Below are 13,926 nucleotides of genomic sequence, written 5' to 3' on the forward strand. Positions count from 1 at the left end.
GCATGCCGGGTGGTGTGGGAGGGGTGGAGCCTCATGGCTCCCCCCTATCCCGATTTTTAGGACATTACATCAACTGTGCTGGACATCCCCTCGCTCAGGCAGAGCGGGAGAAAAGCCGGCGTCTGGCTCCCAGCCCAAGCAAGCCAAGACCCAGCAGTGCCAGGGTAGCAGGCTCCGGTACCGGGGTGGGCGTTACCTGCTCGGCATCTCCAATTACCATGTCGTCGAAGGCGAACAGATCGCCACCGCCGGCGTTGGTAAATTCAATGCTGGTGAAGGACTGCGCCAGGTCGTAGAACCCGAAGAACAGTGTTGCCTGGGCCAAGTTGCCGATACCCAGTGAGTGAGGAACGGTCAGTTCCGTGGTGTCGCCCAGCGTGTTGGTCAACTTGAGCACCATCTGGTTGGTGACAAAGTCGCCAATGTCGATACCGTTAAAGCCGAAAGCGCTCACCGGATCGAGAAAATCGATCACGAACGAGCCGGTGCTGACTTCAAGGTATTTTGTACCGGACGTCGCAAACCGTCCAACTGCCGGGGAACCAGCAATGACGCCAGTACCTGTCAGGGTGGCACTCAGCGAGCCACTGCTACCCGGGAAGCTCAGGTTCAACGGGGAACTGCTCCCCGAGGTGAATGATTCAAAGTCCTCGTTCCCAACACCGGTCAGGTTAGCCAGAAAATCCGTGCGCGCCTGCGCGGAATTCGTTCCAAGGACCCCAGCTGTTGAGGTGTCCTCGCCAAAGAAAGTAATAGGAGCGGCCAGAGCACTGGAAGCTCCCCCCATGAGAGCAAGCGCGAGCGAAGCGCCTACAACGTGTCCACCGATTGTCATATTCCTGTTCATTGCTTTCGTCCCTTTAGTGTTTCCACGGTGTGTTTCTTGAGTCTTTATGGAGCGTCAATGCCCCTTTACACCGGTGCAAGGTGAAGGCCAACTATGAAAAGTGCATTTATAACAATCAGATAACATGTGTCTTCATGAGATCATGCCTGAAAATGTTTAATTTCCTGACATATCCTGTGCCAGCTGGCTCTCAGACTGTCAGCAACTAGACTCTGGAGTAAGCGTCAGGCAACAAGAGGAGGATGGTTCCCATGCCGCAGACCTCAGATTCGAACGAGCGTCCAGACTACGACCAGGTACTGCAGAAAATCGCGGACTATGTGCTGACCTACAACATCGACAGCGAAGAGGCCTGGACTACGGCCAGATATTGCCTGATGGACTCCATTGGCTGTGGATTGCTGGCGCTGAGGTTTCCCGAGTGTTCAAAACATCTTGGGCCCCTGGTGGAGGGCACTCACGTTCCCGATGGCGCCCGTGTCCCGGGCACACCATTCCGCCTGGACCCGGTGAAAGCGGCCTGGGACATCGGCTGCATTATCCGCTGGCTGGATTACAACGACACCTGGCTGGCGGCAGAGTGGGGGCACCCCTCCGACAACCTCGGGGCCATCCTGGCCGTTGCCGATCACCTCTCGCGTAAACGTGTGTCGGCGGGCAAGCGCCCCCTTGCGGTTCGCGACGTTCTCGAAGCGATGATCATGGCCCATGAGATACAAGGCGTGCTCGCGCTGGAGAACTCGTTCAATCGGGTGGGGCTGGACCATGTTGTGCTGGTAAAAGTAGCCTCAACCGCCGTGGCGGCCCGCCTGATGGGCGCCAGCCGGGAACAGATGCTTTCGGCATTGTCTCATGCCTGGGTAGACGGCCAATCCCTGCGGACATACCGTCACGCCCCCAATGCGGGCCCAAGGAAATCCTGGGCAGCCGGCGATGCCTCCTCCCGGGCAGTGCGGCTGGCTGACATTGCCATGCGCGGAGAAACCGGCATTCCGGGTGTGCTGACGGCGCCGCAGTGGGGGTTCTATGACGTTCTATTCAGCAAGACCAACAAGGACCAGCAACTGAAACCCGAAGACCAGCGTCAGTTTTCCCTGCCTCAGCCTTTTGGCAGCTATGTGATGGAGAACATCCTGTTCAAGATCTCGTTCCCCGCGGAGTTCCATGCCCAGACTGCCGTAGAAGCCGCACTGGCACTGCACCCTGAGGTCAAGGGCCGGTTGGCGGACATCGAGCGAATAGTCATTACCACCCATGAATCGGCCATCCGGATCATTTCGAAAACCGGAAAACTCGCCAACCCCGCAGATCGGGACCACTGCCTACAGTACATGACCGCCGTTCCACTCATTTTCGGAAAACTCGAGGCGGAGCAGTATGAAGACAGCTTCCACGAGGCCCATCCGATCATTGATGAGCTTCGGAACAAAATGGAAGTGGTTGAGGACAAGCGTTACAGCCTGGAATATCTGGAGCCGGAAAAGCGCTCCATTGCCAATGCCATACAGGTTTTCTTCTCAGATGGCTCCAGTACACAGCCCGTTGCCGTGGAGTATCCCCTGGGGCACCGGCGCCGCAGGGACGAGGGCATTCCGGAACTGGTGAAGAAATTCGAGACCAATCTGGCGACGCGATTCTCTCGCCAGCAGTGTGCCCGGATTCTTGCTGTGTGTGAGGATCAAAAGGCACTCGAGGCGGTGCCCGTTCACGAATTCATGGATGCTTTGGCTGGCTGACAGGGACCGGGCAAATTGGTGGAATCCTGTCGCTTGCGATTGCAGTAGCCTGAAATTGCAGTAAACTGCTGCTCTTGGCGCTGTATAACGCGGGATGCGTTTTTTATTGCTTGGGTAGCAAAAGGAGTTGGCGTGGCACACGTCAGATTGTTCAGACACTACATACACCTGCCTTTTGTCATTCTCGGGCTGATAGACCTGCTAGTCCTGGCACTGGTCTTCTCGCTTGCTGTTTTCTTCCGGTTTTTTGGTGATCTTCCGTTCTTCTGGGAGAACCTCGTTTTTGTCCTGCCGTCAGCGGTGGTATTCGCGGTTATCTGCCTGATTGTCATGATTGCCCTGGGGGTTCACCAGTCCCGGGTTGAGGAAGGCATGTCGGGCATGATGCTCAGAACCATCATGGCGCTGATACTGGCCATTCCCGCCCATGGCTTCGCCTATGTAATTGCCGACCAATGGCTCTGGTACATGGGCAGCTTCGGCCTGCTTACCACGGCCACGGTGCTATCGGTGTTTGCCCTCGGCGTTGCCCGGGTTCTGTTTTTCAGCATCGTTGGCAAAGAGGCCTTCAAGCGCCGGGTGTTGGTGCTGGGCGCAGGTCGCAGGGCCAACCAGTTGCTGGTGGATCTCGAAACACCCTTTAACCGGAAGGGCTTCACGCTCGACGGCTTTGTGCCACTTCCCGATGAATCGATCGAGGTGGAAGAGCAATACCTCATCAACAACCCTGCTTCGCTCCACGATTACATCCTCAGGCACCCGGTCAGAGAGATCGTGGTAGCGGTAGACGACCGCCGGAAGGGGCTGCCGATGGAAGACCTTCTCGAATGCAAGATGGAAGGTGTCCATATAATTGACGGTGCCAGTTTCTACGAACGAGAGTCCAGAAAAGTGGCTCTTGAGATGATTACCCGGGGCTGGCTGGTCTTTTCTGACGGCTTTACTGTGTCTTCGGTGTACGGCTTCGGCAAGAGAACGCTGGATATCCTGGCGGCCGGCAGCCTGCTCATTGTCAGTGCGCCCATCATGCTGCTCACGGCTTTGGCCATCAAACTGGAAGATGGATTGAAAGCCCCCGTGTTATACAGCCAGGAGCGGGTTGGTCTGAACGACAAGGTATTCCGGGTGCACAAATTCCGATCCATGCGGACAGACGCGGAGAAGGATGGCGCCGTGTGGGCGAGCAAGAACGATACCCGTGTTACCCGTGTGGGCGAATTCATACGCAAGGTGCGGATCGACGAGCTGCCACAGATCTTTAACGTGCTCAATGGCACCATGGCATTCGTGGGGCCCCGGCCGGAGCGGCCGGTATTTGTTCAGCGCCTGACGGAGACGATTCCCTTTTACGGAGAACGGCACCGGGTAAAGCCGGGGCTCACCGGCTGGGCACAGCTGTGCTTTGCCTACGCGGACAATGAAGAGGACACCCGCGAAAAGCTTCGCTACGATTTGTACTACATAAAAAATCAGAGTTTACTACTTGATCTGTTGATTATAATTCAGACAGTAGAAGTGGTATTGTTCAAAAAAGGATCAAGGTAGTTTCGGAAGCACGCCTGGCCCGAAACATGGAAATCAGCACGGACCTCAAGAGAGGAAAAACGATGTCACGGAAGTACTCCCTCCAGGGACTCATAGTCGTCCTTTTCGCAGTGGTACTGGTTTCAGGCTGTGCCACCCAGAGCGCCTCTTCGCCGGAGAAGATTCAACGAGCGCTGGCGGTTGATGCCAGCACAAGTGTCGACCAGTACATACTCGGCGCCACCGATGTTGTAAGCGTGTCGGTGTGGCGCAACGAAGACCTCAGCATTTCTGTGCCAGTGCGCCCGGATGGCAAGATTTCTGTGCCGCTTGTGGGCGATGTACAGGCCAGTGGCCGTACCCCCGAGCAGCTGGCCAGCGCCATTCGCAGCTCACTCTCCGAATACATACGAGAGCCGCAGGTGAGTGTGGTTGTTACTTCCATGGGCAGCCATGAGTTCACAGACCGCGTTCGCGTTACTGGTGCCGTACGGCAGCCGCTGTCTATCCCGCACAGGAGTGGAATGACCGTTCTGGATATTTTCCTGAATGCGGGTGGCGCCAATGAATTTGCCGCTCTGAACAACGCCATGCTGTACCGGAAGTTTGAAGGAGAGGTGGTTGCCATCCCGGTAGAACTGGGAGACATCCTGAACAAGGGGCAGGTGCGGACGAATTACCTGATGAGGCCCGGCGATATCCTGACCGTGCCCGAGCGAAGCTTCTGATATGGCCTTACCTCTTTCGCAACTTCCCGGCGAAATACTCAGGGAAGTGAGGAACCATAAGTGGATTGCCCTGTTGCTCTTCCTGGTAGTGAGCTTCGCGGTACTGGCTGCGGGTTTTGTATGGCCTTACAAGTACCAGTCGGATGTCATTATCTTTGTCGACGACCGGAACATCATAGGCCCTCTGATGGAAGGGCGGGCCGTTACTACCGAAATTAACGACCGTACCTCCGCCGCCCGTGAGCTTTTGCTCAGCAGAAGCATCGTTGAAAAACTGGCAACCGATGACACGGTGTTCCCGAACGCGGCCATGACCCCGGAAGCCGTTGAGAACAGGATTCTGGACATCCGCTCCGGCATCTCTGTAAGGCCCAGGGGCGACAGCTATTTCAGCATCGGCTACTCGGCGACTTCCCAGATGGAGGCATTCCGCGCCGCCCAGCGGCTCGGCCAGCTGTTCATCGAGGAATCCAAGGAGCGCAAGCGTACGGAAAGCCGAAGCGCCTACGATTTCATCGACAAGCAGGTCAAAAGCTACGAGAAACAGCTTGCTGAGGCTGAGGCCCGGTTAAAGCAGTTTCTTTCCGAAAATACCGATGGCACCGAGCAGGAGGCCAATGCCAGGATGGCGCAGCTGAGAAGCCAGCTGGAGCTGGCGGAGCTGGAAAAGGAAGAGCTGCAGACCCGCGTTCGTTCCCTGCAGCAGCAACTGGCGGGCATTCAGCCAACCCTCCGGCAGGGAAAAACCGAAGATGCCTACAGGGAGCGCATAAGAACCCTGGAAGAAAGACTGGATTCTCTCAGGCTCCAGTACCACGACAGTTACCCGGATATCGTGATTCTGCGTGAGCAGATTGCCGAACTTCGCAAACAGCGCGACAAGGCCGCCGAAGAGCAGGAGAGTGGCAATGTTGTCAGCGTTGAGGGTGAGGAAGCCGTCAATCCTCTTTATCAGGAGCTGAGCGCTGCGCTCTCCAAGACCCGGGCTGATGCAGCTACGGTGGATACCCGGATTGATTCGCTGGAGCGGCTGATGCGACAGCAGGAGCAACGGATGGAACGAATACAGGCCAACAAGGCCCAGTATTCCGAACTGACCCGCGACATGGAAGTAAACCGCGAGATCTACGACGACCTCCTGAAGCGTCGCGAGAAAGCCCGGGTTTCCATGCATCTGGACATCGAGGGCCAGGGCCTGAATTACCGCATCAACGAAACCGCGCAGTTCCCTCGCACACCCACCGGACCGAAATTCTCGATGTTTGCCGTGGCCGGTCTGCTGATGGGAATTGCCGCGCCTTTCGGGGCACTCGCGGGCCTGTTGCAGATCGACCCTCGCATTCGGGCAAGGAACCAGTTGGAAGAGGGCATAGGCCTGCCGGTGCTGGCGGAGATTCCCCAGGTACGGACACCCTATGAGAAACGCAGACATCGTAAAGCTACCGTCCTGATTGCCGTCCTGGCCGCTGTGGCCGCGAGCGCCTACGTCACCATCGTTGTGCTGGCGGAGTTGGGAGTGATTTGATGTCTGATTGGCAACGCAGTCAGCCCGGATCAGGGGAGAAGGAGTCCTTGGAGCAGGATCAGCAAAGGGAGCGCGCCGGCGCTTCGGAAGAACACGCCTATTTTCTTGAGCGGAAGGAACGCCTGAAGAGGGAGCTGGGGCACACCGACTCGGAAGATTCCCGCATGCTGGTGCCCAGCTCACTGGAGCTCGGGCCCGGCGCCGTTGACAAGTACGTGATCAGCAAGCAGATCGTCCGCATGCAGGAGCCCCGAAGGCTCACGCCGGATGACCTTGAGGAACGCCGCATCATCTACCCGGAATCTCCCAACCGGGCCCTGGTGAACAAGTTCCGGGATCTGCGCACGAAACTGCTTGAGCTTTCCGGTGGCAACAACTTCACCATGGTGGTCAGTGGTGCCGGTGAGGGGGCAGGCTCTTCCTTCGTTGCCCTGAACCTGGCCGCGGCTTTTGCCTTCGATCAGTCAAAAACCGCGTTGATTATCGACTGCAACCTTCGTGAGCCCTCGCTTCACAGCGTGCTGGACATTATTCCCGATCAGGGGCTTACAGATTTTCTGGACGATCCCGACTACGACATCGCCAGAATTCTGTACCCAACCGGCATTCCCAGGTTGCGCCTGATCCCGGCTGGAAGTCGGCGGGAAACGCCGTCGGAGTTCTTTACATCGTTTCGGATGAAGCAATTCATCCAGGCAGTGCGCAAGCGTTACCCGGACCGCTTCATTGTTCTGGATACCGCCCCGATTTCAGACTCGCCGGACGCCCGGATTCTCACCGAACTCTGTGATTATGGGCTGCTGGTTATCCCACACGGCAAGATTACGCCAGCCGCCGCGGAGCAGGCGGCCACGGCCTTCAATCCGGACAAGTTCGTGGGAGCAATCATCAATGGCTAGCCATGGATGGAGAGGGCGCAGAACGGCAGGCCCGGCCGGGGCGGTGCTGGCGGCAATCGCTCTGCAGGTGCCCGTGCCCGCGGTAATGGCGCAATCGGAGATCATCTACGGATTGGACACCCGCTTCACCGACAACGCCCGGAAGGCGAGCACCAACGAATCCAGCGATCTGGAAACCCGCACCTACCTGACTGCCGGCTATCAGACCGATCCGGGCCGCTGCAATGCCGATTTTCTTGGCACCCTGGGTTACGCCTGGTGGCAGGACGACTCATTCAATAGTCAGATTTTTGCAAGAATGGATTTCAAAGGAGGGTGCGAGCTAACCCGTCGGCTCCGTTGGGAGGCTACCAACAATCTGAAGCAGGTTACCCAAAATAGCCGACAAAGCAACACTCCCGACAATCGTACCCATAAAAACGTCTTCAGTACCGGGCCACGGTACCTTTTGAAACTGAACGACACCAACTGGCTCAACCTCTCTGCCCGGTACGAAAACACCGAGTACGAAGAGCCGGAAGAGACCGACAGCGAGCGGTACACCGGCTCCATAGCCTGGGATCATCTGTTCAGCTCCACCTTCACGGGCGGTGTCAGCCTGGCCCACAGCCAGACAGAGTTTGATTACGGCGCGGAAGTGGACGTAAACAGCGCCCGGCTCACGTTCCAGAACCGTTGGCCCACTACCTCGCTCTCCGGGGCTGTGGGCGTTAGCGAAATCGAGACCGATTACGCCAACACCAATCAATCAAGCGATGGCCTGGTGGGCGAGCTTAATCTTACCCGCGCGATCAATCCCACCACCGAGTGGTACGTGAATGCCTCCCGGGAGCTGACTGACCGCACCTCAACCCTGGACCTGCGTTTCGGTGAGTTTGAGTACAACCTCCGAGAGAGCATCACCGTGGAGAACACGGTGCTCTCAACCGGCATGAACAAACGGTTCTCCGATTCGTCTGCGTTGAAGGTGGATCTTTACGCCTACCGCACGGATTACCTGGATACCGAAGAGACAGAAGACAAGATTGGCTTCAATGTACGTTACTCAAGGCAACTCGCAGAGCTGACCACGGGTTTTATTTCCCTGGGCTTCGACCAGCTGAGCTACGAGAGTGACGACACCGAAGATGAAGTGGCGCGGCTTTTGATTGGTGCGGAGCACCAGGCCACACGGGATTTGAGCCTGTTGGCCAGGATTGGGCACGACACCAAGTCCAGCGATGTGGCCAGCCGGGAGTATGATGAGAATTGGGTGCTGTTAGGGTTGGAATACCGACTGCGCTGATTGACACAGGAAGTGTGAGGCAATGGCTGAGAAAGAACGCATACCGAACGCACTGACCATAGATGTGGAAGACTATTTCCAGGTAGCTGCCCTGGCAGAAGCCGTTCGGTACGACGACTGGTCTTCAATGGAGTACAGGGTAGAGGCCAATACCGACCGGATTCTCGGACTCTTTGACCAGGCAGGCGTGAAGGCCACATTTTTTACCCTCGGCTGGGTGGCAGAACGCTCGCCCCAGTTGGTGAAAAGAATTGCCCAGGCGGGTCACGAAGTGGCCAGCCATGGTTACAGCCATCAGTTGATCTACAACCAGACCCCGGACGTTTTTGCCGAAGAAACCCGGCGATCGAAGGGCATTCTCGAAGACATTCTTGGCACGTCGGTGACCGGGTACCGGGCAGCCAGCTACTCAATCACCAATCAGTCCCGCTGGGCCCTGGATATCCTGGCCGAACAGGGTTTCACCTGGGATTCCTCGATATTCCCCGTTCGCCATGATCGCTACGGCATGCCAGGAACCCCCAGATGGCCCCACAGGCTCACCACCGATAAAGGGCATGAGCTTGCGGAATTCCCACTGAGCACGCTGAAACTGCCGGGCTACACATTGCCCATCGCCGGTGGCGGTTATTTCCGCCTCTTCCCGTACTGGTTCAGCCGTTACGGCCTGGGTTCTATCAATCGCCAGGGCCGCCCGTTTGTTTTCTACCTTCATCCGTGGGAGGTAGACCCGGACCAGCCACGACTGGACGTGAAGTGGCTCTCTCGCTTCCGTCATTACAACAATCTGGACGTGTGTGAGGAGCGCCTTGCTCGATTACTCTCCGATTTCAGGTTCACCACCATGAGTCAGGTGCTGGAGAGTGAAGGGCTGCTGGCGCCAGATCCGCACCATGCAAACACCCGTTCTGTCGCAGGAATGGCATGATGGTCGGACTGTTTTGGCTGTCATTTCTGTTGTTGGCCTACATTTACTTTGGTTACCCCCTCTGCATAAAAGTACTGGCGGCAGCCCGGCCTTGGCCCGTGAAAAAACATGGTGGGTACCAGCCCCGGGTGTCCATCCTCATTGCGGCCTACAACGAGGCCAGGGACATAGAGGCTACCTTGAACAACAAGCTGGCACTCGAATACCCCACCGAGCTGCTCGAGATTCTTGTGGTTTCCGACGAGTCGGACGATGGCACGGATGAGATTGTGAATTCGGTGGCCGCAAAGGCGTCGTGTTCCGTGCGCCTGTTTCGCCAGGTACCCCGACAAGGCAAGACAGCCGGCCTCAACATGCTCAAGGAGCACGCCAATGGCGACATCCTTGCTTTCTCCGATGCCAACTCGGAATGGGAAAAGGGCGCCCTCAGGGCCCTGGTGAACAATTTCAACGATCCCTCAGTGGGCTACGTTACCGGCAAAATGGTGTATGTGAACCCGGACGGTTCGCTGCTTGGCGATGGGTGTAGCGCCTACATGAAATACGAGAACTGGCTCAGAAGCCAGGAAACCCTCGCCGGGTCGGTAGTTGGTGTTGATGGCGGTATTGATGCCATGCGCAAAGACCTCTACCAGAGCCTGCGGCCAGACCAGTTGCCGGACTTTGTACAGCCATTAAAAGTTGTGGAGCAGGGGTACCGCGTGGTCTACGAGCCGCAGGCACTTCTGAAAGAAGAAGCACTGAGTGACGGTGGCAGCGAGTTCAGCATGCGGGTAAGAGTCAGTCTGAGGGCCTTTTGGGCGTTGAAGGACATGAAGCACTTGATGAACCCTGCAAGAGATCCGCTGTTTGCCTGGCAATTGGTGTCTCACAAACTTCTCCGCTACGCGGCTTTTGTACCGATGCTGACGCTCGCCATTGCCGCGCTGTACCTCGCACCGGTGAAGGGACTTTATCTGGTGGCGGCTGTTGGGTATGGCCTATTCCTTTATCTCGCGTGGAGTGGGCACAAAAAAGAAAGCAGAGGCGAATCGCTCTCCACCCTTTACGCCCTGCCGTACTACTTTGTGTTACTCAACCTTGCGTCTTTCAGGGCCTGTATTGCCTTTTTTAAGGGAGAGAAGAAGGTGGTTTGGAATCCAAGGAAGGGGTAGTGCGTTGGAACTTACGAAAGGACCAGGAATGGTATTAAAGGAACTGGCAACGGAATATGATATCGAACCTGCCATATTTGATTCCGGACTAAATGTAACTAAGGTCGAAGCAAAGAAAGGCCATTTATATTCTTTGCGTCTAGCATTTAAGATAAGGAAGTATGATGCTTATCTGGTTTTTAATGGTGGCGTTCAGCAGGCCGCGGCTTCATTAATTGCTAAGGTTCTATTTAAGTCAAGAATAAGGGTTTATTTCTGGGATACAAATCTTCAAAACCCTGGAAAAAATATTAAGTCTACGATTAAAAAAACTATAAAGAAGCTTTTGTTTCTTAGTGTTGACTATTTCCTTGTGATGCATAAATACACATTGCCATATGAAAAAATATATGGGATCAGTAAGAGCAAGATAAAATATATTCCATTTAAAGCAAACGTTTATGATTCTTTGAGTCGATATAATCCATTGGATCATGGGTATATACTGAGTTGCGGGGCAAGTCATCGGGATTATGGTTGTTTGATAGAGGCGTTAAAAAACACCGTTCTTCCTTTAACTATAGTAATGCCTGATCCAAGTTTGGCAAGTTACCATAATACTTTTTTATTCGACAATTCCGACCTGCCAAGTAACATAAGAATCGAATACAGCGATTTTGATCCTTTTAGGTGGAATAAAAAGATTGCGGAATCCAAGTTTGTCGTAATCCCTATAAATAAGGACAGCATTCAGCCAGCCGGTATAAGTGTATATTTGTCAGCTATGGCGCTTGGAAAAGCAGTTGTCATAACTGAGGGTGCGTCTACGATAGGGTTAATTGACAATGAGCGAGCCGTTCTAGTGCCACCTAACGATCCGATAGAGTTACGACATGCAATTGAAAAGTTATACTTTGACGATGATCTAAGAGAAAGGCTTGCTGTAAGTGGAAGGGATTACGCATTATCATTGCAAGGAAACGAAAGATTAAATAGAGAAATTTTTGAATTTATAATAAAGACGCTGTCAGATAAATGAAAAAAATATTATTTGTGGCTGTTAACGTTTGTTTAAAAATATAAGAAGTTTGCTCCCGATAATACAGGGGATGGCAGTGTTTTGGCTGCTGCGCAAAAACCTTCATGCCAGCTTAATAAAATCATGTTAGTTTTTTGTTTCTGTCTGAATTGAATTAAATGGTTTTTTGTTCGTTTAATTGTTGAAAATTATAAATGAGATTGAAAATGGGTTTGAAGGTTTTGCACCTTATTGATAGCGGTGGGCTCTACGGCGCTGAACGTATGCTGATTTCTCTTGTAAGGGCGCAAATCAAACAATCGCTTTCACCAATGATCCTAAGTGTGGGCGAAACGAATTGTGCTGAAAAGGCCATCGAAGTTGAGGCAAGAGAGCAATCTCTCCCTATAAGAGCGTGGCGCATGGAGCCAGGATTAAATCTTCCGGGGGCTTGGAAGATCCTAAAGTGGGCAAAGAAAGAGGGTTTTCAGCTAATACATACACATGGTTATAAATTCAATATTTTATTGGGCTTGATGCCTCGTCTGCTGAGGAATATTCCAGTTGTTTGCACGCTTCACGGCTACGTTGGAACCTCCGGTTTCAACAAACTCTATCTATACAATTTAGTGGACCGAGTTCTTTTACGAAGACTCGATCAAATAGTTCTCGTTAGCGAACAAATGAAGGCCCTTGAAGGAATTCGTTCGCTACCGCTTGGCAAAGTCAGAGTCGTGCCGAATGGAATTTCACCCGAGGTCTCTTCGATGGGTACGATTGACGCTGATATTCAGGAGTTTATCTCTGATGCAAGCTTCAATATTCTATTGGTAGGCCGCTTGTCAGAAGAAAAAAATATCAATTCAGCTATAAAGGCGATTTCTCATCCATCGATTGCCAGCATGAACATAAAGCTCTGTATAGTAGGAGAGGGGGCTCTCCAGGGTAAATTACTTGATATAGCTAAGGAGCAGGGAGTATTAGATCGAGTTTTTTTCGCTGGCTACCGTAAGAATGTTGAAGAGTTAATGCGCTCCTTTGATATTCTGGTGATGCCCTCAATTTCCGAGGGCTTACCTATTACAATTTTAGAGGCTATGAAGGTTGGTTTGCCGGTGATCGCTAGTGCAGTGGGAGGAATACCCAGTGCTTTAGATCAAGGAAAAGCTGGGGTGGTTATTGAAAAGCCTGATGACGAGGCTTTAAAGGAGGCCATCATCGGTGTTATACAGAACGATGTTGATGTTAAAGAAGTCGTGAAACATGCTCAATATATTTTTAAAGAGCGATATACTGACATAGCCATGGCAAAAAAATACTTTGATATATATATGGCTTTTGTAAAATGAGCAAGCCCTTAATTTCAATTGTGTTGTTGACTTATTCGAGACCTTCTGAATTAAAAAGAAACATCGATGGGCTAACTTCGATTAAATATCATCGGAAAGAAATTATTGTTGTCGACAATGCTTCCAATGTCCCGGCGGCGGATGTAATTAAAAGTGCGTGCGTTGATATTGTTCGCTGTGATGAAAATCTAGGTGTTGCAGGAAGAAATGTTGGTATTCTCCGTTGTACTGGAGATATCATCGTTACGCTCGACGACGACGTATTCGGGTTCGACGATATCGCAATTGAACATCTTGTTAGAGTTTTCGATGAATTAGAGGATGTAGCCGCGATTAATTTTAAAGTGGTTGATGATGTAACAGAAGGGCAGATGAATTGGATTCACCATCGTAGGATCGAAGAATATGGAAATTGTTCCTTCGATACTTACGAGATTAGCGAAGGTGCTGTTGCATTTCGCCGCTCGGATCTTTTAAAGACATCGCTTTACCCAGATTATTATTTCATTAGTCATGAAGGTCCCGACTTAGCGTTGCAAATAATTAAGATGGGCGGTCGTATAATTTATTTCCCACAGATTGTTGTGAGACATGCCCATTCATCGGGCGGGAGAGTGAGTTGGCGCAGGTACTACTACGATGCCCGAAACCAAATATGGCTGGCGATTAGGCATTACCCATTTTTCATGGCGCTTAGAAAGTTATTTTTGGGTTTGTCAGCCCTCTTTGTTTATTCCGTAAGGGACGGATATGGAAGATATTTTTGTAAGGCTGTTCTTCATGCGATCATGAGCATTAGAAGACCCCTAAAGGAGCGGTCTCCAATAGAAGGTTTTGCGTTGATAAGGTATAAAGAAATTGAAAAAGAGAACGCGGGCTTTCTTTATATGATTAAAAAAAGGCTATTTGCTAAAGAGGTGAAAATTTAGTTTAAAAGGTACTATGCTCACTAAA

11 protein-coding genes and 1 pseudogene are annotated in these 13,926 nt (G+C 52.8%); 11 read left to right on the forward strand and 1 reads right to left on the reverse strand.

Translation table 11 applies throughout. The features are described from left to right. Positions 1–94: 94 nt before the first annotated feature. Positions 95–190 (reverse strand): annotated as a pseudogene (locus ACFC20_RS09740) (PEP-CTERM sorting domain-containing protein); the annotation flags it as partial. A 908-nt stretch (positions 191–1,098) separates the two neighbouring features. Between ACFC20_RS09740 and ACFC20_RS09745 the strand changes: the two are divergent. The 11 genes from ACFC20_RS09745 to ACFC20_RS09795 all read left to right on the forward strand — a co-directional run bounded on the left by ACFC20_RS09745 (position 1,099) and on the right by ACFC20_RS09795 (position 13,901). After that, complete coding sequence (locus ACFC20_RS09745; RefSeq protein ID WP_375192830.1) at positions 1,099–2,583, forward strand: bifunctional 2-methylcitrate dehydratase/aconitate hydratase; 1,485 nt, start codon at positions 1,099–1,101, stop codon at positions 2,581–2,583. A gap of 132 nt (positions 2,584–2,715) precedes the next feature. Then, entirely contained in the window at positions 2,716–4,128 is a 1,413-nt protein-coding gene (locus ACFC20_RS09750; RefSeq protein ID WP_375192831.1) for a TIGR03013 family XrtA/PEP-CTERM system glycosyltransferase, read from the forward strand. Positions 4,129–4,190: 62 nt separating this feature from the next. Next, positions 4,191–4,835: an XrtA/PEP-CTERM system exopolysaccharide export protein gene (locus ACFC20_RS09755; RefSeq protein WP_375192832.1), complete on the forward strand. Its 645-nt coding sequence runs from the start codon at positions 4,191–4,193 to the stop codon at positions 4,833–4,835. 1 nt (position 4,836) lies between these two features. Beyond that, the gene (locus ACFC20_RS09760) at positions 4,837–6,360 is read left to right on the forward strand and encodes an XrtA system polysaccharide chain length determinant (RefSeq protein WP_375192833.1); all 1,524 of its coding nucleotides are present in this window, start codon (positions 4,837–4,839) and stop codon (positions 6,358–6,360) included. After that, positions 6,360–7,259, forward strand: a complete 900-nt coding sequence (locus ACFC20_RS09765) for a polysaccharide biosynthesis protein (protein WP_375192834.1) — start codon at positions 6,360–6,362, stop codon at positions 7,257–7,259. Before ACFC20_RS09760 ends, ACFC20_RS09765 begins: the two co-directional genes overlap by 1 nt. Further along, complete coding sequence (locus tag ACFC20_RS09770; protein ID WP_375192835.1) at positions 7,252–8,544, forward strand: hypothetical protein; 1,293 nt, start codon at positions 7,252–7,254, stop codon at positions 8,542–8,544. Before ACFC20_RS09765 ends, ACFC20_RS09770 begins: the two co-directional genes overlap by 8 nt. 22 nt (positions 8,545–8,566) lie before the next feature. Next, entirely contained in the window at positions 8,567–9,472 is a 906-nt protein-coding gene (locus ACFC20_RS09775; protein ID WP_375192836.1) for an XrtA system polysaccharide deacetylase, read from the forward strand. A gap of 98 nt (positions 9,473–9,570) precedes the next feature. Continuing rightward, positions 9,571–10,626 (forward strand): glycosyltransferase, encoded by a 1,056-nt coding sequence (locus ACFC20_RS09780; RefSeq protein ID WP_375192837.1) that lies wholly within the window; start codon positions 9,571–9,573, stop codon positions 10,624–10,626. Positions 10,627–10,630: 4 nt separating this feature from the next. Continuing rightward, positions 10,631–11,644 carry a glycosyltransferase gene (locus ACFC20_RS09785; protein WP_375192838.1) on the forward strand — a complete coding sequence of 338 codons (1,014 nt, stop codon included), beginning with the start codon at positions 10,631–10,633 and terminating at the stop codon, positions 11,642–11,644. 206 nt (positions 11,645–11,850) lie between these two features. Beyond that, positions 11,851–12,972 carry a glycosyltransferase gene (locus ACFC20_RS09790; protein WP_375192839.1) on the forward strand — a complete coding sequence of 374 codons (1,122 nt, stop codon included), beginning with the start codon at positions 11,851–11,853 and terminating at the stop codon, positions 12,970–12,972. Further along, a complete protein-coding gene (locus ACFC20_RS09795; RefSeq protein WP_375192840.1) occupies positions 12,969–13,901 on the forward strand; it encodes a glycosyltransferase family 2 protein in 933 nt (310 codons plus the stop codon). The genes ACFC20_RS09790 and ACFC20_RS09795 overlap by 4 nt, the downstream gene beginning before the upstream one ends. Positions 13,902–13,926 lie beyond the last annotated feature (25 nt).

Source organism: Marinobacter sp., from assembly GCF_041984545.1.
Lineage (GTDB): Bacteria > Pseudomonadota > Gammaproteobacteria > Pseudomonadales > Oleiphilaceae > Marinobacter.